The organism is Algoriphagus mannitolivorans DSM 15301 (assembly GCF_000429425.1).
GTDB lineage: Bacteria > Bacteroidota > Bacteroidia > Cytophagales > Cyclobacteriaceae > Algoriphagus > Algoriphagus mannitolivorans.
This window is the reverse complement of sequence record NZ_AUBV01000009.1, coordinates 196,291-216,077: the sequence shown is the minus strand read 5'-3', so window position 1 is coordinate 216,077 and position 19,787 is coordinate 196,291. Positions and strand designations below refer to the sequence as shown.

At 40.8% G+C, this 19,787-nt stretch carries 13 protein-coding genes; 5 read left to right on the top strand and 8 right to left on the bottom strand.

Annotated elements, in window-relative coordinates; all coding sequences use genetic code 11:
* Positions 1-5: 5 nt before the first annotated feature.
* The 4 genes from G458_RS0112210 to G458_RS0112185 form a co-directional block, all read right to left on the bottom strand.
* Complete coding sequence (locus tag G458_RS0112210) at positions 6-476, bottom strand: hypothetical protein (RefSeq protein ID WP_026952158.1); 471 nt, start codon at positions 474-476, stop codon at positions 6-8.
* Between the two features lie 492 nt (positions 477-968).
* Positions 969-1,889, bottom strand: a complete 921-nt coding sequence (locus tag G458_RS20680) for an MraY family glycosyltransferase (RefSeq protein WP_169719268.1) — start codon at positions 1,887-1,889, stop codon at positions 969-971.
* A 348-nt stretch (positions 1,890-2,237) separates the two neighbouring features.
* Entirely contained in the window at positions 2,238-9,359 is a 7,122-nt protein-coding gene (locus tag G458_RS0112190) for a PKD domain-containing protein (RefSeq protein ID WP_026952157.1), read from the bottom strand.
* Between the two features lie 128 nt (positions 9,360-9,487).
* Positions 9,488-10,345, bottom strand: a complete 858-nt coding sequence (locus tag G458_RS0112185) for a class I SAM-dependent methyltransferase (protein ID WP_026952156.1) — start codon at positions 10,343-10,345, stop codon at positions 9,488-9,490.
* A 121-nt stretch (positions 10,346-10,466) separates the two neighbouring features.
* Here G458_RS0112185 and G458_RS0112180 point away from each other — a divergent pair, with 121 nt between their 5' ends.
* The 5 genes from G458_RS0112180 to G458_RS21890 are packed head-to-tail and all read left to right on the top strand — an operon-like array spanning position 10,467 to position 15,301.
* Positions 10,467-11,417: a polysaccharide biosynthesis protein gene (locus G458_RS0112180; RefSeq protein WP_026952155.1), complete on the top strand. Its 951-nt coding sequence runs from the start codon at positions 10,467-10,469 to the stop codon at positions 11,415-11,417.
* 6 nt (positions 11,418-11,423) lie between these two features.
* Positions 11,424-12,098: a nucleotidyltransferase family protein gene (locus tag G458_RS0112175; protein ID WP_084438858.1), complete on the top strand. Its 675-nt coding sequence runs from the start codon at positions 11,424-11,426 to the stop codon at positions 12,096-12,098.
* An 18-nt stretch (positions 12,099-12,116) separates the two neighbouring features.
* Positions 12,117-13,994, top strand: a complete 1,878-nt coding sequence (locus G458_RS0112170) for a carbamoyltransferase family protein (protein ID WP_245579269.1) — start codon at positions 12,117-12,119, stop codon at positions 13,992-13,994.
* On the top strand, positions 13,995-15,143 hold the full coding sequence (locus G458_RS0112165; protein WP_026952152.1) for an SGNH/GDSL hydrolase family protein: 1,149 nt from the start codon (positions 13,995-13,997) through the stop codon (positions 15,141-15,143).
* A gap of 8 nt (positions 15,144-15,151) precedes the next feature.
* The gene (locus tag G458_RS21890) at positions 15,152-15,301 is read left to right on the top strand and encodes a DUF5989 family protein (RefSeq protein ID WP_169719267.1); all 150 of its coding nucleotides are present in this window, start codon (positions 15,152-15,154) and stop codon (positions 15,299-15,301) included.
* A gap of 434 nt (positions 15,302-15,735) precedes the next feature.
* On the opposite strand, the gene G458_RS0112150 is transcribed toward G458_RS21890, so the two are convergent.
* From G458_RS0112150 to neuC, 4 genes are read right to left on the bottom strand one after another with little or no spacing between them, the layout of a single operon-like run.
* Positions 15,736-16,728, bottom strand: coding sequence for a GDP-mannose 4,6-dehydratase (locus G458_RS0112150; RefSeq protein ID WP_026952150.1), 993 nt, complete (start codon positions 16,726-16,728; stop codon positions 15,736-15,738).
* Positions 16,725-17,798 carry a nucleotidyltransferase family protein gene (locus G458_RS0112145; RefSeq protein WP_051287232.1) on the bottom strand — a complete coding sequence of 358 codons (1,074 nt, stop codon included), beginning with the start codon at positions 17,796-17,798 and terminating at the stop codon, positions 16,725-16,727. The genes G458_RS0112150 and G458_RS0112145 overlap by 4 nt, the downstream gene beginning before the upstream one ends.
* A 1-nt stretch (position 17,799) precedes the next feature.
* On the bottom strand, positions 17,800-18,669 hold the full coding sequence (locus G458_RS0112140) for an NAD-dependent epimerase/dehydratase family protein (protein ID WP_026952148.1): 870 nt from the start codon (positions 18,667-18,669) through the stop codon (positions 17,800-17,802).
* Positions 18,632-19,774 (bottom strand): UDP-N-acetylglucosamine 2-epimerase, encoded by a 1,143-nt coding sequence (gene neuC, locus G458_RS0112135; RefSeq protein ID WP_026952147.1) that lies wholly within the window; start codon positions 19,772-19,774, stop codon positions 18,632-18,634. The genes G458_RS0112140 and neuC overlap by 38 nt, the downstream gene beginning before the upstream one ends.
* Between the last annotated feature and the right edge of the window lie 13 nt (positions 19,775-19,787).

Below are 19,787 nucleotides of genomic sequence, written 5' to 3'. Positions count from 1 at the left end.
TCGAATTATTTTCTTCTAAGTTCCAATTCAGAAACCTTACCATTGGCATCCATACGGATATCAGAGATGTAGTTCAGGTTCTTTTTGGTGTCCTTCAGATACTCTAGGTACTTCTTGATCGTAGTAGGCTCATCGTAATCTTTGATGCCATTCTCTTCGTGAATCACGATCAACACAGGAGTTTCCTGATTGGAAAACATAGCCAAGGTCTCTTGGATAGTCTGGTTAGCAGCATTCACTGAAGATGCTCTAGCAACAGCATTGAAACTGTTTTCCAATTTCTCAGCCGCGATTTCCTCTGCGGATTTGGCTGGTGGCGGCGGTGGAGCCTGCTGTACAACTTCCTCCTTAGGAGCCGGAGTTGGTGCTGGCTGAACGGCCTTCTTTTTGCTTTTGCAGGCACCCATAGCTAGGGTAACCACAAGTCCCATGAAAAGGATTCTTTTCAGGGAAAAGGAAGATACGGACTGTTTCATTTTGAATAGATAGATTTTTAAGAAATTAATTTGATTTCCCTTGCTTGGGTGATTTTTCGGTGGACAAAGTAAATAAAAACATACCACTTACGGACAATCGCTATGCCTAGCAGGTCATATATTTTTATTTATGGATCGTAAAAAATGTTAAAATTTGTTTAAAGCCCGATTCAAGGCTTGGAATGGGGATTTCTCAAGCAAAATATTCAAGAATAAATCCCAAAACATCCTTTTTTAAAATTTGAATAGGATAGCTCCTAAATGCTTAAAAGCTATTTTTCGAGTCAAATAAGGGGTGCAAATTGAAAATTTTGCAAAAAAAGGCCAAAATATACCCTATATAGGGTATTTACTTCCAGTTTTATTTCCCTGACATTTGAATTGTGTTAAGTTTTAAAAAGGCATAAGCCTCAAAAAATCCCTTCGGTATCCGGGGGATTTTTTTATGCCTTCTTTTCGGTCGTCTTTAACCTGATTACCAAAAATTTAAACTCAACTGGAAGCAAATTTTCGTTCAATGGGCAGTTTGATCAAGAGATAAACTGCAATGGTCGCCAATAGAACTATTACCCCCAAAGTATTGGATGGCATGGACTGGGGATAGATATAAAGGAAGAAGTTGAATGCAAACTGAAGCACTCCAAAAAGCAGTGCGATCATAACATGATCTTTTTTGCATTGATTGACCAAGAATTGATAAAGGTGGGTTCGATGGGGAATCGCCGGATTCTCTTTTCTCAATATTCGCTGAGTCAAGGTCACAAAAGAATCCACACCATAAACTATAAGCATCAGGATGATGGTCCAGTCCTTGGTGGCTAAGTACCATTGGGTAAGGAAATAAATCATCATGTAGGCTAAAGAAATACTGCCGATGTCACCGGCGAACATGATGGCTTTTTTCCGCATGTTAAAAATCAGGAAGACTACCAGAGAAATAATCAGATATCGAATCAGACTTTCCTCAAAAACCGGCATATACTGGTTGATCGCCAACACAGAGCCCATAAAGACCAGGCCATAGATCCCCGTGATTCCATTGATTCCATCCATGAAGTTGATGGCATTCATAATTCCCAAACCCACGAAATACAGAAAAGGAATCATGATCATAGACTCCTGCTCAAACAGTCCCAAATCAAAGAAAGCCATGGTCAAGCCCAGCGCTTGAACTCCAAAACGAAGCTTTCTGGAAATGGAATACATATCATCCAAGAGGCTGATCGTAGCAATCCATACTATGCCCAAAACCATCCAAGTATGCATAAAATCATACGCCATCCACCAAAAAATCACGGCAAAAGGAAATAAAATCCCTCCTCCCCTCACGGTGGGAAGCGCATGAGAACTTCTACCGTTGGGGACATCGATAATACCAAACCTTAGGGCAAGTCTTTGGTAGACGAGGGCCAAAAGGAGAAGAATTAAAAAAACTATTACAAAATTAAGAATCATGTTTTTTTTCCAACAGGGGACTATTTTTCTATGAATTCAACCAGAGAGCCCTTCCCTATTCAAACCGAAGGTAAGATTTGAAGCAAGCCTTTCCAAAATTATCTAGTCTGACAAATCCTGAAAGGTTAAGGTTCAAAGAGTTTCTGGTGAAAAAAATCTTTTGTGCGTTAAAATTCATGTCCGTGTTTGAGTTTTATTTGGATTGAGTTTTTTTTCAGACATCCTAATGTGTATCCAGACCCCTACCATCAATGAAAATTAAGGTTAGAAAGTTTTAGGGATTGGGGTTTGTAAATTCCTCCTGGACTACCGAATCAAAAGAAACACCCCAGATCGTTCTATTTTTTCATTTGATCTGGTAGTAAAGACTGCACGGTATACATAATTACCTCCAGGTGCTTTTTGTCCGTTATGAGTGCCATCCCATCCCGGATTTTCGGCATTGGTGGTATGGAAAAGCAGCTCACCCCAAGTATTGAAGATGAAATACTCGACTGTGGCGATTCCTCTAAATTGCGGCTTGAAGTATTGATTTTTGACCCCATCTGGAGTAAATGCATTAGGAATAATGATGGTATAATCATCCTTAACTTCGATTACTTTTTCTATTACCGAAATACAGCCAATACTATCTATTGTTGTCAGGCTTACAGTATAAAATCCTTTTTTGGTGAAGATATGGGTTGGATTTTGGGAGGAGCTGGTATTTCCATCGCCAAAATCCCAGTTCCAAATAATGGCATCTCCTGTACTCAAATCAGTGAAATTGACTGGTTCAAGCATTTGTGCGACATCATTTGGAAGGAAAATTCCTCCTCCCAAATCTGCTTGGTATTCAAAGTTTGAAATCAACTCCTCTTCGGCAATTTTTACTTGGATTCGTTGGTTCGGAGTCCAACAATTTGCTCCTTTGATCGAACTGGATACCAAATAATTTCCGCTCAGGTTGACCTGATCAATATCATCCAGCTTCATTGCAGATCCATTTGGACTAATCACCTGGTAGTCATAAAGCGAAGGGTTAAAGCCTTCAATATGCAAAGTCAAGTCCACCGTGCCAGAAGGATCACAGACAATGGAAGGATTGGAAACTCTAAGATTTGGCAAAGGATAAACTTTCACTTTAGCCGGTACCAAATCCGATTCACAGATATTTGCTCCGGTAATTTTAACATAATAAAGATATTCAGCATCTCTACCTTGAAGTCCGGTAATACTTAAAGTTCCATTAGACGCGATTTGATAGGTAATTCCATTTGAAGTTCCGGAGGAGATTGGATTCGTGCCTTGAGGATCAGTATACCAAGTGAAAGTAGGGTTGATTCCGGTTTGGGTAGTGGAAGGAACCAATTCTGCAGTCTCCCCTACGCATATCACGTCATCAGTAGAATTCAAAGGCGTAGGCAATTCCTTAACTTCAGTGAATGCAGCAAGGGATACGGAGCATCCTCCTGCATCAGTCACCACAAATTGATAAGAACCTGGAGGGATATTGCCGGAATTAAAGATTCCTCCTCCAAATGAGGTTGTGGAATATGATGCGCCATTTCTGGCAATATCTATGGTGTATTGACCATATCCCCCATCAATATCAAAACTTACAGAACCGTTGGAGGCGTTACATTCCGAATCCTTTATGATGGGTGAACCTAAGGTTAAGGCAGAGGGAGGACCAAGAACCACGAGGTTTGGTAAACTTACCACACAGCCACTACCAGATCTTACATATCCGGTGTAAGTTCCGGGATTAACGTCAAAGGTTGATCCAGATTGGAAGTTAATTCCATCCAGAGAGTAGGTAAATGTTCCATCTCCTGCCCCACCGGAAAGCATAATTCGTCCTTTTGCACCAAAGCAAATTTCATCTTCAATTTGAGCGCTCAGGGTAGGTATTCTGTTGATTTTAACTTCAGCGCTTTCTACAAATCCCGGACATGAATTTCCACCATTCAGGATGACATAATAGGTAATCGGTGAGTTTGTCCAAGACAGCCCATCTACCGTTAGGGTTCCGTCTGATGCAATAGTGAAAATATGGCCATTTGAGTCCGGAGTAGAACTTGATACTATTTTCTGAGTAAGGTTACTGTCTTTGTACCACTCAAAAATTGCCCCAGTAGGGTTAGGAGAAGCAATTGGTTTTAGAACAACTTGCTCACCCTCGCAGATTTCATCATCAGTTACCTCGATAATGGTAGGCCCATATACCAGTTGGATGATATTGGAGGAAATGGAGCAGCCTTCTTTATCCACCACTGTGATAGAATAATCACCGGGAGACAAATTAGTGGCTTCAAATGAAGGCCCCTGGATGGTCTGAGGAGGACCTGACACCCCGTTTTTGTTAAGGGTTACAGTATAGGGAGCCCATCCCCCGGAAATTTGAGTAGTTATTTTACCGATATCCTGACCACAGGCAGGATCAATTTTGACCAAAGGAGAAATTGACAAAGCGGCTGATGGCTGCTCTACTTCTACAGTGAATACCTGTTCGCAGAATCCTTGATTGTTAACTTTTATGGAATAAATTCCGGCAGCAAAATTTTGGCTTTCCAACTGACTTTCTGTCAAAGAAGGTCCGTTGTTAACCGAATAAACAAAATTCGGATTTCCTCCTGAGGTTACTTCGATTTTTCCGTCATTCCCATTAAAGCATGCCACGGGATTGGTGGAAAAAACAGGGGCCGGAACCTCTCTTACCAAGGCTTTAGCCTCTACTAGCTGATTGGTACAAAGTACATTGAAGTAATAAGTATAGGCTTGAGCATTTCCAGAAAGGCCTGTTATACTAAGATGATCCGTATTTGGATCTATTTCATACAGGATGTTAGGATTTGAACTATCCGGACCATTGGCAATTTCCTGGGATTTGGCTGCGTCTTTATACCATTTTATCTCGGTTGGGGCAGATCCAGTCACTGTGTTGACAGGGATCAAGGTGACAGTTTCCCCTGCACAAACTTCCACGGGAGCGACCACAAAATTTGGATCAGGCATTTCGGATACCACAAAGTTGAAGTTTACCACACAGCCTTTGGCATCTTCTACACTCAAATAGTAAGTATCTGAAATCAAATTCTGGGCTCCTGTCAAATCGCCCGGAACTACGGGGCCGGTTAAACTTCCCCTTCTCCATTCTACTGTATAAGCCCCCCAACCTCCTGAAATTTGGAGATTTTCAATTGCCCCATTGGGCAAATCACATGAATTTCTGATGATATCAGGGGTATTGATAGTAATTGGTGCCTGAGGACCGGCTACGGTTCCGTTGATTTGGGCCTCACATCCATTGGGTCCTGTACTCCTAACCGAGATGGTATAATCTCCGGGAGCCAGGTTGGAGAAGGTATTGCTGCTTCCAAAAGGTCCATTGTCGATGCTATATTCAAAATTTCCATCGGCTCCAGTGGCATTGACTCTAATTACCCCATCAGATGCCCCAATACAAATTTCATCCTGAATGTCCAAAGTCAGATCGATCGGGGAAAGTATATCCACAACGGCTTTGAAAGGAGGAATGGGACAAATATCCGGTCCGGTTACCAATAAGAAAAATTCCGATTGGCCAGCCTTTAATCCATTTACTGTCAATTTGCCGGTAGAAGAATCAACTTGGTAAGTCCATCCGTTTCCATCCGGAACATTGGTGCTTGAAATTGGCTGGGTGGCATTGCTATCCTTAAACCAGGACAAGGTGTAGACTCCAGGAGTAGTGACAATGGGAATTATTTCGGCCTCATTTCCTTCACAAATCAAATCAGCCAAAGGCTCCACAGAAACAGGATCTTTTGGATCATTTACCAAGGTAATAACAGATGATTTAACCTCACAGGAATTATCATCTACCACCTCAATAACATAATCATTGGGCTCCAGATCACTGAGCACATACTCATTTGCAGAATTTGTAAAGGTAAATTCACTGATATCCTGCCCGTTGATCAGTACCGTGTAACTTTTGGTACCACCAATAATTGAGAAGGAAATTGACCCGTTCAACTGATCGCAGGAGGGATCAATTTGACTGATATTGATTAATTCCAACAAATCAGGCTGGGTGATTTCCAAATCAATCAGTGAATTAACACAGGTTGTATTTTTGTTAATCACCCTGATTTCATATACCCCTGCATTCAAATTTTCAAAAATATTTGAATCCTGAGGAGGACCGAAGCCTAGCAGCTCAAATGAGTAATCCTTTGGATCCAGTCCGGAATCCAAACGGACTTCAATTTTTCCGTCACCGCTTTCAAAACATGACAGATTTCCTATCAAAACCTCCTCCACCACAGGTTTGGGGTTAACCGAAATGATTGCCTTCTGGTCTGGTTGGGCACAGATATTTGAACCTGCAATTTTCAGGGTAAATTCATATTGACCGGGAGCAAGGCCAATAATTTCCAAATCATCAGGTGTATTTGGGTCGGCGTCTGGAATGAAGTTATAGGTTATCCCATTGATGGTCCCGGAAGCGGCGATAGGATTTCCTTCATGATTAATCCATTCAAAATCAGGATCGGAATTACTTAGCTCCACAATATCAATGGTCAAAAGAGCAGGATCGCCTTCACACACCTGAATATCCTCTATTTCAAAAACAGGGGCAGGCAATTCGGCAAGGTCAACTGGAGAAGAAGTGAGTTCACAATTGTTTGAGTCCTTCACGGTAAAAATATACTGGCCTGCAACAAGTTTTTGAAAATCAAAAAGGCCATTATTTTGGGTCGAACTCGGGTTGGAAACAGAGGTACCGTTCCTAGTCAAAGATACAAGAGAGTACGGCGGAGTTCCTCCCTGAACTTGCCACTGAATAAATCCACTATCGGTTATCCCACAGGAAATCCCGTCTGAATCTACCAAATTCAAGTTTAGAGGTGAGGCAGGTCCCGTGATGACAATGTTGTCCGTCACCGTGCATCTTGTTGAAGAATTAGCTTCCAACGTGTAATTTCCTTGGGGGAGATTTAGGAAGGTCGCTGTTCCCCCAGAAACGGAGCCCGGCGATAGCGCCTGCCCAGTGGCCTGATTTGTCAAGGAAAAAGTGTAGGATCCAGGCCCTTCCCCTCCAGAAACCTGAACGGTCAATTCTCCTCCCTCACCGAAACATAGCTCAGGAGACGGTACCGTTGAGACTAATTGAAGGGGAGTTTGAATTTGAAGAATTTCAAAAGGCAAATAGTGTCTATATAGTGGATTTCCATCACTTCCAAGTTGACCGGATCTAAATTCATCTCCAATCAGGAAAACATATTTGCCTGCAGTCAAACCGGTAAATATCACTTCGTTTTGACCCGAAGCAAGAAAGGTCCAATCTTGGATCACGACTCCCGATTCGGTAATGATTTTCCACTTTTCGTTCCCAGGATTTCCGTTAGAATCTATCCCCGAAACTGCAAAATCTTTGAATGTCACCTTGACTAGTCCCAATGCTGAGCAGGTTTCCGGAACCGGGGAATCTTGGAAATTCGGTTCGAGATTTTCAACCAAAATGATGGTCACTGCCTCATCTGAAAGGCCAATACATCCTTGGGGCGTGCTTACTTCCACATCATAATCGCCTGGGGTGGTTGCCAAATATGTGGTGGAAGTGGCTCCCGGAATTAAAACCCCATCCTTAAACCATTGGTAGGAATAAGTTGGGTCAGTAATATTTGACTCCAATAAGACCCTGATATTATTAATCTCTTGCTGTTCCCAGACTAAAGGATCTAAAGTTGTGATAATTGGCTCAGGCTGAGCGTTGATGGTGATGGTAATTGGTTTGGGATCGGAGACTTGACCAAAGTTATCCGTGACAGTATAGTATATAGTGGTTACTCCAGAGTAGCCGGGAGTAGCCACAAACCTTACTTTTGGGACTTCTTTTCCGTTTTCAACCACCAGGAATACTTCAAACTGCCCAGCCAATTCTCCGGTAATAGTGTCGTAGGCCGGTCTAGAAGTTCTTTCCGGTCTACACAATAGATCCACACAATTTCCGGTTGGACAAAGGGAGTTTACATCTCCTGAAGGAGGAAAAGGAATACTAATTCCATTGGCAGCCAAAACGTCAAATGCCTCCTGCTCTGTGTAATACAACTGCAAACATCTGATAAATGCGTTGTCGGTATCATTTCTTAACTGGACATCCAGTTCAAAAGTATTGGCTTCACCATCACAGACTTCTTCAATCAAAGGCTCTACCAAGGGTTTTTCTAGGACATCTTCATTAGAAACCTGTACGGTCACATTTCTAATATGGTGAAAATTGGTAGAAGCTCCGGTGGCCGCAGCAAAACCTACTTTGAGCAATTCAGGGGCACCGAAAGGATAATTAATTGGTCCATTGAATACATTTATTAGTCTTACCCCACCAAGCCCTGCGTCATTAACTAACATTTGGATTTCAACCTGATAGCCTTTACTTCTATCATTAATATCTATGGGATTAAGGTCGATGAAAACTTTTCTAAACCCCTCATCAGGACACGAATCTGAAAATGAATCGGTATCCAATTCAAATCGGTCAGGATGAAGGTATGAGCTTACGTCGACAGTAACCGGTGGCACCACACTCGTAACTGCAATTCCAGTGGCTGCTGGATCAAATATTCTCCCGTCAATAAACTTGTAGGAATCCCACCTGATGCCGGCAAAACCATTTTTAAAGCCGTTTGTTCGATCTCTATCTCGGAGTGGAACTGAAGGGTCACCATCCGAAGGGCCTCGAATAACTACCGAGTGCTTGAAAAGCGGTCTGTTTTGGGTATTTGGTCCATTGACCGGATCTTCAAATCCTCCATTTCTACCATCCCGAGAGTTCCCAAAATTCCCCAATTCATCAAATCCAATACCGATGTAAGCTCCTTTTAAACCAGGTGTTAACAAGGTTGGGGTATCATCATTGGGAAATTTTACAGGGGTATAGCCAAGTGCCCCACCAGTACCCCCAATGTCAAAATCTGCTGCTGTTATGGTTCCATCAAACATAAAAAAGCTGAAACCATCTGCTCCTGTCCCCCCAAAGCTTGAGAATTCAAAAGAAACCTTTAAACCAAATGCAGAGGAAAACGGAATATCCACAAACACATATCCGTTTTCATCATTGCCATTTGAAGTAAGCTGTAAAGCGTTTCCTGTAAGTTGGACGTTTGGGTTAGGGGCTCCGCTCATTAAGGAGCCATCCCATATGGCATTTGGTCTGGGATCAAACCCAATGAATGTTTCACAAAATGGAAAACCTTCCCGGATGGGAATGGCAATATCATTTAAAACCCTAAAAGAATTTTGATTTACTAAAGTATCCTGATGGGTAATTTCAGAATTTTTCTTGGATAAAAATGGGAAATAAAAGGTGGCAGAAGTTGAGTTTAAGGCAAACAGTATCTGAAAGATCCCAAAGACCAGAAGAATTGAAGAAAAAAGACTTAAGTAAAATTTTGACCTCATGTGAAATTTACGGTTGGCCAGGACATCTCAGATTGGATTAAACGCATTTTTATCTGCCAACTTTCTGATCTTTCAAAAATAGAACCAGTTTAATTCCAATCCTTGAAATATTTCGAATAATTACAGGATTAGCCATTCAAAGGAATACAAAATAGCCATTCCATTTGGGTTGGCCTCTTTTCTTCCAACAAGATTTTCAGATCTTTTCCTGGGATATTTTTCAGTTCAGGATCCTGAACTTTTCGGTAACGAAAAATATCATCTGTACTTTGAATGGATTGAATCCGATGGGTTTCAGCAAATCTATTTTTTAAGCGGTCTCCAAGACCCAAAATAATAAAGTCATGAATTTCAATTAGAAAATAGGATTTTTTGAGATGGGATATAACTTCTAGGGAGAAAAGAGATTCCTCATATCCCTCACAATCGGAAAATATGAAATACCTATGCTGAGAATCCAATTCCAGTAGAAATTGAGGACAGATTTCACTGATGATTTCTACCTGGTCAAGAACAGAGATATTATTGAATTCCGCCATTTGCCTGGTTTTTTCCCTTGCTTCTGGATCAATGTCTGCCGCGAAAATTTTAGTATCCGGAAAAATCAAGGCCATTCCTACGGCATAATAACCCTCTGCACATCCCACATCTATAATAGAATGGAACTTCACATTCTTGATTGAATGGAATACTTCATGAATCTCGTTTTCATAATATCCCAAGAGTTTCGGAAAAATCATGGAATGTTTTGCTTCCATAAAGGGATATTTCAGCCCTTTGAATGGCCCTGACTTAACCTCATTGGAAATCAGGCCTCGGTATTTTTCAAAAAATTTTTCCTGGTCAGCAAGTTTTTGGACTGCCTTTCTTTGAAGATAGAGTTCGGCATTGATTTCGGCAAAGGGGGCGTAAATTTTCCAAATCCATTTATTTCCAAAAAGAACTTTAATTGCTTTGGAAATTTTTTCTCTGATAATGGTTTTCATCGACTTCAAAATGAAAAAAAGGAGATGGATTTACTATTAGACTGATTTAAGGAAATGGAAATATTCATTAATTGAGATGATTAATTAGATTTGCGTCCAATAAAAAAAAAGTAAAGCAAGAATGAAAACAATTTTAATCACAGGCGGCACTGGATTTTTGGGCCGAAACTTAGCTCTGAAATTAAAAAATGAATATAAAGTTATCCTGACGGGCAGAAACAACAAACAAAATCTTTTTGCTTCCAAGTATACCGGTTGCCAAGTGGCTCCTTTGGATATTTCAAGTATTGAATCTGTCCGGGATGTTTTTGTGGAATTCAAGCCGGACATAGTAATTCATGCAGCTGCCACAAAATTTGTGGATTTGGCAGAGAAATATCCTATGGAATGTGTGGATGTAAATGTGCTGGGCTCTCAGAATGTGGCCCGGGTTGCCGTAGAAAGAGAAATTCCGGTTGTCATTGGAATTTCCACGGATAAAGCTGCTCCTCCAGTCAGAAATATTTACGGGATGTCTAAAAGTGTCATGGAAAGAATTTTCTGTGCAATGGACGGTAAAACCAAGACTAAATTTACAGCCGTTCGATATGGAAATGTAGCCTGGTCCACTGGTTCCGTATTGACAATTTGGAAAAAGATGCATGAAGAAACCGGTGTCATTGGTACGACAGGTCCTGAAATGAGGAGGTTCTTCTTTAGTGTCGATGAAGCCGCCCAGTTGGTCATAACGGCCATGAATCATATTGACCAAGTGAAAGGAAAGGTCTTATCCAGACATATGAAGGCTGCGCAAATTGAAGACATACTCCAGACTTGGATTGAAGAAAAAGGCGGGAAATGGGAGAAAATAGAGGGAAGACCGGGAGAAAGAGATGATGAATTTTTGATTGGAGATTTGGAGCTACCCTACACCGAAGAGCTTGAATTTGACGGAATAAAACATTACCTGATTTCCTTCAATGACAAAGTAAAGAATCCTGTGAAGTTTGGGCTTTCTTCAGCCAATACAGATCGGCTGAGCAGGGAGGAAATCCTGTCAATCATCAACAACCCTCCTATCGAGGAACAATAAATTAGGATGATCAATCACGCACTGATTATGGCAGCAGGAAGAGGTACCCGAATGGCGCCTCTCACTAATGTGATTCCTAAACCCATGGCGCCACTTTGGGGATCAACGTTGATCGCCAATGGAATTCAAAAGTTAATTCCTCATGTGCCCCATCTGCATATCACAGTTGGATACAAAGGTTCGGATTTGGCCAAGCATGTAATTGAACTGGGAGTGAATTCGGTGTTTAATACAGAAGGTAAAGGGAATTCTTGGTGGATTTTTAACACCTTGATGCGCTTAATCGATGAGCCGGTTTTGGTATTAACTTCAGATAATGTCACTGATTTGAATATTGATTCCATTTTAATGGATTACCAAAAATTGGGCAATCCAGCCTGTATGGTGGTTCCTGTCCAACCGATTGAGGGCTTGGTTGGGGACTTTATCCACCATTCCAATAATCAGGTAATCAAATTGGACCGAAATGATCCATCGCCAACCTATTGTTCGGGGATACAGGTTTTAAATCCTGCCAGAATTAATTCCCTCCTGGATCCTGTGGAGGATTTTGGTGAATTATGGCATCAATTAATCCTTCAAAAGCAATTATATACCTCCAGTGTACTTCCAGAAAAATGGTTTACGGTGGATACTCTCGAGCAATTGACCCATATGAATAATCAAAAAGAGGTAAAATAACTTTTTGAAAAACCTTCCATGCAAAATAAAACAATAAAAATTCTTGGAATCTCTGCATTCTACCATGATTCCGCTGCTGCCATTCTTGAAGATGGAAAAATTATTGCTGCCGCTCAGGAGGAAAGATTCACCAGAGATAAGCATACGCCAGATTTTCCGAAAGAGGCCATTAAATATTGTTTAGAGGAGTCTGGTTTTAGCCTGGATGAACTGGATGCAGTAGTTTTTTATGATAAGCCCTTGTTGAAGTTCGAGAGACTTTTGGAGACCTATTACAGGTTTTCCCCAAAAGGCTTTATCTCCTTTGCCAAAGCAATGCCTGTTTGGTTAAGGGAAAAGATGTTTTTGAAAAAATTAATTCATGAAGGGCTTTCTGAAATAGAAAAGTATTCCAAGAAGGAGCTCAAGTTACTCTTTCCAGAACATCACCTTTCTCATAGTGCCAGTGCATTTTACCCATCTCCTTTTCAGAACTCAGCCATTTTGACCATTGATGGTGTGGGTGAATGGAGTACAGCCTCCATATCTCACGGGGTTGGGAAAGAAATAAAGGTATTGAAAGAACTGAATTTCCCACATTCTGTAGGGCTTCTGTACAGTGCCTTTACCTATTTTCTCGGTTTTACGGTGAATTCCGGAGAGTATAAATTGATGGGCTTAGCGCCCTATGGAAACCCAAACTCCTCCGAAACCTCAAATTTTGAAGAGCTGATTAAAAAAGAGTTGATTGAAATTTACCCAGATGGATCTATCTGGCTGAATCAGTCCTTTTTCAATTATGCTACTGGTCTCAAGATGGTTAATGAGTCCAAATGGGAAACCTTGTTTGGGTTTGGAAGAAGAAAGCCTGAGGGCGAATTGCAGCAGCATCATTGCAATTTAGCCTTGGCTATTCAACGAGTGACGGAGGAAATTGTCATCCTGATGGCTCAAGAAGCCAAAAAATTAACCAATTCCGACTATTTGTGTATGGCAGGTGGGGTTGCCTTAAACTGTGTGGCCAATGGGAAACTTCTAGCCACAGGCATATTTAAGGATATTTACATTCAACCTGCCGCAGGGGATGCTGGGGGTGCCCTAGGAGCAGCATTGGCTGCATTTCATCTATACTTTAGCAAGGGATCCAGAGAAGTGGTACAACCTGATGCCATGAGTGGTTCCTACTTGGGTCCTTCATATTCTGAAAAAGAAATCCTTCAGACCATCCGAAAAGTAAAAGGAGTATATCGCTCCTATGATTCGTTGGGAGAACTAAATCAGGTAGTGGCAGGAGAATTGGCCAAGGGGCAAGTGGTTGGATGGTTTCAGGGAAGGATGGAGTTTGGTCCCAGAGCTCTGGGAAACAGAAGTATTCTAGGGGATGCCAGAAATCCGGAAATGCAGAAAAAACTCAATTTGAAAATAAAATACCGAGAAGGCTTTAGACCATTTGCGCCCTCTGTTCTCGCCGAGGAGGTCAGTACCTATTTTGAATTGGACAAAGCCTCGCCGTATATGCTGTTAGTGGCTCCGGTAGGAGAAAATAGAAGGAAGGAATTGCCTGCTAATTATTACGATCAAAGTCTTTGGGATAGACTTTATTACCAAAGAAGTGATATCCAATCTGTTACGCACCTTGATTTTTCAGCAAGAATTCAAACAGTACACCAAGACACCAATCCTAGGTATTATGCACTTATAGAAGAATTTAAAAAGCAGACTGGATATGGTCTTGTGGTGAACACCAGCTTCAATGTGAGAGGGGAACCCATAGTCTGTACTCCCCATGATGCTTACAGGTGTTTTATGAGTACTGAAATGGATGTTTTGGTCATCAATGATTTTGTCTTTTTCAAAGAAGAACAGCCTGATTGGCAAAATCGGGAAAAGTGGATGGTAAACTTTAAAATGGATTAAATGGCCTTGCTGACAAAAAAGGACATCAAGTCCTTCTTCACCATTACCTTACCTACTCTACTTCTTATGCTGGTCATTGTGGAGTTGGCTCTATATTGGTTAGCACCTGTCGAGGACCCGTTTGCAAGGTATAAGAAAAAAAATCTAAGCAATTCCCAGTACATCGAATCCCAGTTTAAACCCAATGCTGAATTTACTTTTGAGATAGAATCAGGGCTTCCCAACATGGATTCCAGTGCTACATTTACAACCAACAACTTTGGCTATCGTGGAGATTCTTTGATTTATCCTAAGCCTCTGAGTGAATTCAGAGTTTTTATCATTGGGGGAAGTACTACAGAAAATCTTTTCATTGATGATTCAAAAGGGTTTGAAAGGCAACTACAGGGAGTTTTGCAAGATTCCCTTCCAAACAGAACCGTAAGGGTCTTCAATGCGGGAAAATCAGGAGACGCGACTCCAGACCATATATCCATGTTGGTGCATAGAATTCAGCACTTGAATCCGGATTTGGTGATTTTGTTTGCTGGGATAAATGATTTGAATCGACTTATCGGAAATTACGATTACCTACATTTTCCTGTAGAAAATGTTGAGGAATCAGGCTCCATGATTCAATCGATCAAGTTTTTCCTGAGTAATTTCCAGATTATCAGAAGGTTGATCAATGTTATCAATCCCGAAAAAGGTGATGCCAGAACCTCCATTTTCCTGAAAACCAATTACGCAGCCAAAGTCAAAGAAGTCGAAGCCTTGCCTTTGGTAGAGACACTTCCTTCCGTTGATTACGGAATTTATGAAAGGAATATCAGAAGTTTCGTTGGAGCTGCGAAATCCAACCGTGTTCCAGTATTATTGATGACCCAGACTCATACTTGGGATTCCAAGGATGCGTACTTAAACCAAAATCACTGGATGGTAGGAATTGGAAACCAACGATACCCTAGTGAAAAACTAGCCGAAGAGTTGGGTAAGCTGAATCAAATCACTATTCAGGTAGCGGAGGAGGAAGGTGTTTTTCTCCTGGACCTGGAAAAATCAATTCCCAAAACAACCGATTACTTTTATGATGATTGCCACTTCAATTTGGGGGGTGTACAAGAGGCTGCAAAAGTGATTGGTAATTATATTACTTTAAAATTAAATTAAACTGAGATATGGATTTTCTAAAAGATCTTTGGGCGTTTATGAAGGAGAGGAAAAAATTCTGGCTTGCACCGGTAATATTCATCCTTCTTCTCTTAGGTGTATTGATTATTTTCGGAGGAGGAAGTGCCCTAGCTCCATTTATTTATACGCTCTTCTAATTTTATTTTCACATGAATAATTTAAAAAGCAATCCAGGAAAGACCGTATTAGTAATATGCACGGGCTTAGTTTTGGTTTATTTCCTTACCTCAATCTCCTGGATTCTTTATGTTTCGTTCGGAATTGGCCTTCTCAGCATTCTATCAGAATGGATTAGTGAAAAAGTGGAATGGCTCTGGTTTAAACTCACCTATTTATTGAGTTTAATTGTTCCTAATATCCTCTTGGGATTAGTTTTTTTTCTGATTTTAACTCCAATTGCTTTTTTTGCGGCCATATTCAAGAAAAAGGATTCTTTATTGCTTAAAAAGCCTTCAGAAAGTGCCTATCAACTTATCAATAAGCAATATCAAGCAAAGGATTTAGAGAATCCTTGGTAATAAAAAAAGCACTCAAAGGAGTGCTTTTTTTATGGAAAAACGGATGAAAAGAATTAAATGGAGTATTTTCCAGGATCCACCTCATTTCGGTTTTTCTTCATAAATTCTATAGCCTCAGTCAATCCTTGTTCAAGGGAGAACGTCGGTTCCCAATTAAAAAGGTTTTTTGCTTTGGAATAATCACAAATCAACTTCATGACCTCACTTTTTTCAGGTCTGATTCTGGTATCCTCTACCTGAATTGGTTTATTAGTCCCACAAATTTCCTGAATCAAATTAACGATTTCACCAATCGTAACGCCTCTGCCGGTTCCAACGCTTACGACTTCCCCAATGGTGTTATCAGACAAACCAGCCATCATAAATCCTCTTGCAGTGTCCTTTACATAAAGCATGTCTCTCACTGGGTCAATAGATCCAAGACGGATTTCTTTTGAATCGGAAATCACCTGGGATATGATGGTAGGAATTACAGCTCTATTGGACTGTCTTGGACCAAAGGTATTGAAGGGTCTAAATACACAAACTGGCAATCCAAAAGATAGATAATAGCTTTCAGCGATTTTATCGGCTCCGATTTTGGTGGCCGAATACGGCGACTGGCCCTGCATGGGATGTTTTTCATCTATTGGCGCGTAGAGCGCTGTGCCATAGGTTTCCGAGGTAGAAGTTACAATTAACTTTTTCACTCCCTGATTCCTTGCTGCCTCCAACATATTCAAGGTACCATTAATGTTGGTAGAAACGTAAGCAGCAGGCGCTACATAGGAATAGGGAATTCCTATCAATGCAGCCAAATGAAAAACAATCTCTTTGTCTTTAGAGAGGGAATTCATTAAAAATCCATCCTGGACGTCCCCGAAGACAACCTCGATTTGACTGAGTATATCCTGAGAAAGGTATTTCAGATTTGCCAATGAAGAATTGGAATTATAATGAACCAAAGCGGTGACTTTGGCTCCAGATTTAACTAACTCTTCTGTCAAATGGCTTCCAATAAAGCCCGCTGCCCCTGTTACTAGGACTTTTTTTCCTTTATAATTCATAAACTTGGTTTATTGAAAAGTGATTGATAATCATGATTTGCCTTTTCATAATCCTGATGTTGTCCTATATCCAACCAATATTCTTCGATGGGAAATGCTACTACCGAATGGTTTTCTTTCAGGAGAATTTCCATAAGATCTGTAATATCAAAGAAATGTCCTTTGGGAATATATGATAGGATTTCCGGGCTTAAGGCATAAATTCCCCCGCTAATCCTAAAAGTATAGGTTGGTTTTTCCAGGATGGATTTTACTTTGCAGCCTTCGGTTTGGATGACCCCATAGGGTATCTTTGTTTCGAATGAAGCGCTGCCTATAGTCAATTGAGCTTGATGTTCCAGATGGAAATCCAGAACAGATTTGTAATTCAAGGAAGTCAATAGGTCCCCATTCATGACCAGAAAAGGAAGATTTAACTGATCCTCCAGGAATTTCACCCCTCCGATTGTTCCTAATTTCTTCTCTTCCTTGAAATACTGGATATTCAATCCAAATCTGGACCCGTCACCACAAAACTCCTCAATGCTTTCGGAAAGGTAATTGGTGATGAGGTAAATATTTCTAAACCCAAACAAGTAAAGTCTTTCCAAAATGGTCTGAAGAATGGGTTTGTTCCCCACTTTTAACAGAGGTTTAGGGATGGTTTGCGTTAAGGGTTCCAATCTTATTCCTCTTCCACCGACCATCAATACAACCGGATTCTGAATCGCGATTGCGCTTTTTTCAGGATCAGAGCTCAAAATGTGATGAATCTCTCCCGAGGAATCCACTACTGGAACTAGCTTGATGCCTTTTTCTTCAACTTTTCTGAGGTCCAAAGTTTTTTGCTCCTCGATTCCGATGAAGAAGGGTTTTTTGTTCATCACCTTAGAAATGGGATCCTCCAACTGACTTCCTTCCAATATTCCTCTTCGAATATCTCCGTCACTGAGAGAACCTACCAATTTATTTTCTCCATTGATTACAAAAAGTTGTCCTTTCTTATTTCCCTCGATGAGCCTCATTGCTTCTCTTATGGACAGAGAATCTTTTGCTGAAAATAGATGGAGGGCATTTTTATCGATGAACATTTTATTTTAATTCTTTGATATAAGATTCCAAATTATACTTTTCCTCAAACCCAGTCATCTTTCTGAATAATTCATCTGAAATATTCATCATATTATCATAAGGTTTCGAAGGTGAAAAATTTCTTTGGTAGTGGAAGCCAAGGTTTTTCTCAAACAGATCAATCAATCCAGGAATAGTAAATTTGTCTCTGCCGACAAAGTTAAGAATCACCTGCTTTCCCCATTCATTTTCCCGAGAAATCAAAAATATCGCCTGAACTAAATCTTCTACATGAAGAAAAAAGCGGAAAAGACTTCCATCATTGTTGAAATCCAAAATTTGGTCAGATTTCCCGGATCTTTGCAAATAGGCGAAAATTCCTTTAGGTTGTGAAGAACCATAAATATTGGATAGCCTGAGGATCAGAAGGTTTTCATGGCTAAGTCCATCGAGCAATAATTCCTCTGCGACCAGCTTCAAGGTTGAATAAGGTGTTTCAGGATTGCAAATAGTCGATTCATCGGCAAAATCCCCAGATCCGTATACCCCCACACTGGACAATTGGATTAACTTGGTGGACGTACCTAAGGATCGGATCAGGTTTTTGATTCCAAGGGTATTGATCTCCAGGCATTTTTTGATGGGGTTAGTCACCTGTCCCGTAAAATTGAATATAAAATCGAATTTCTGATCCTTAATCAAGGAAACACTGGAAGGATTAATCAAGTCGATTTTTAGGGATTTAGGGCCCAAAGAATTTCTTCCACCAATCCAGACATTGGTAAAGCCCTGATCGGATAAAAAACGGAGGAAGTGACTACCGATATAGCCACTTCCTCCTAGCAATAAAATTTTACTTTCCTTCGTAAAAGATTTTTTGGATGCTGACACTGGATAAGTCTAGGTTTTTCAAAATTCGGACAATCTGTTCTGCTGAATTCCCTTCGCCATAGGGGTTCTTTATTTCAGATACCATTTTTCTAAATCCCTGATCAAATAAGGCTTTGTGAATTGCTTCTTTGATTTTGGCGGCGTCATTCGGCACATCCAAAACATTGGCAGCTCTTTCCCTACCCATTTGCCGGTTCCCGATATTAACAGCTGGAATTTTCAAGGTTGGAGTTTCATGAATACCAGAACTTGAATTCCCGACTAGGGCCCAGGCATTTCGGTACAAGTTCACAAACTTCAGCGTAGGAAGTGATGGGATCCATTTAAATCCAGAAGCTTTTATCTCGGCAATTATTCTGGAATGGCCCGCATCGTTATTAGGGAGCAGGAATACCACCTGAGCATCAATTCCTTTCAAGGCCTGAAGCGTCTCCCGAATTTGATCTATAGAGGACATTGCCTCTGTAGTCACCGGATGCTGGATAACCAATACAAAAGGCTTTGAAAAATCCAATCCAAATTCACTCTCCAATTCTTCTGCTGGGTAGGAAGGGGTATTTACAAGCACATCAATGGAAGGACAACCTACCACATGAATATCCTTTGGATTTTCTCCAAGTCTCACCAGCCTATCCCGGGCATCTTCAGTGGCTGGAAAGTGAATATGGGAAAATTTGGTCATGGCATGCCTTATTGCCTCATCAATACTACCTGTGACTTCTCCGCCTTGGATATGTGCAACAGGAATATTCATGTGGGCTGCCGCAATTGTGACTGCGAAATTTCCACCAATGTCAAATCCTGAGAGTACCAAATCAGGCTGGGCTTTTTCAAGTTCGAAAGTCACATCACGAAGAACCTTAGCCATGGATCGTACCATTTCTGCTCCGGAATCAGGGGCATTAGAATCAAACATCGGGATTTTGGCATTGATGGTAAAGCCATCGTCTTCAATGTAATTCACATCCTTACCGTGCAAGTCCAAAAGACAAATCCCGGTGACCACCAGGTAAATTTCAAAAAATGAGTCCTCTCTCATTTTTTCCAAAATTGGTTTGTATCGGCTATAGTCTGCTCTTCTTTCTATGAGTACAAAAACTTTCATGGTGTAATTCTTT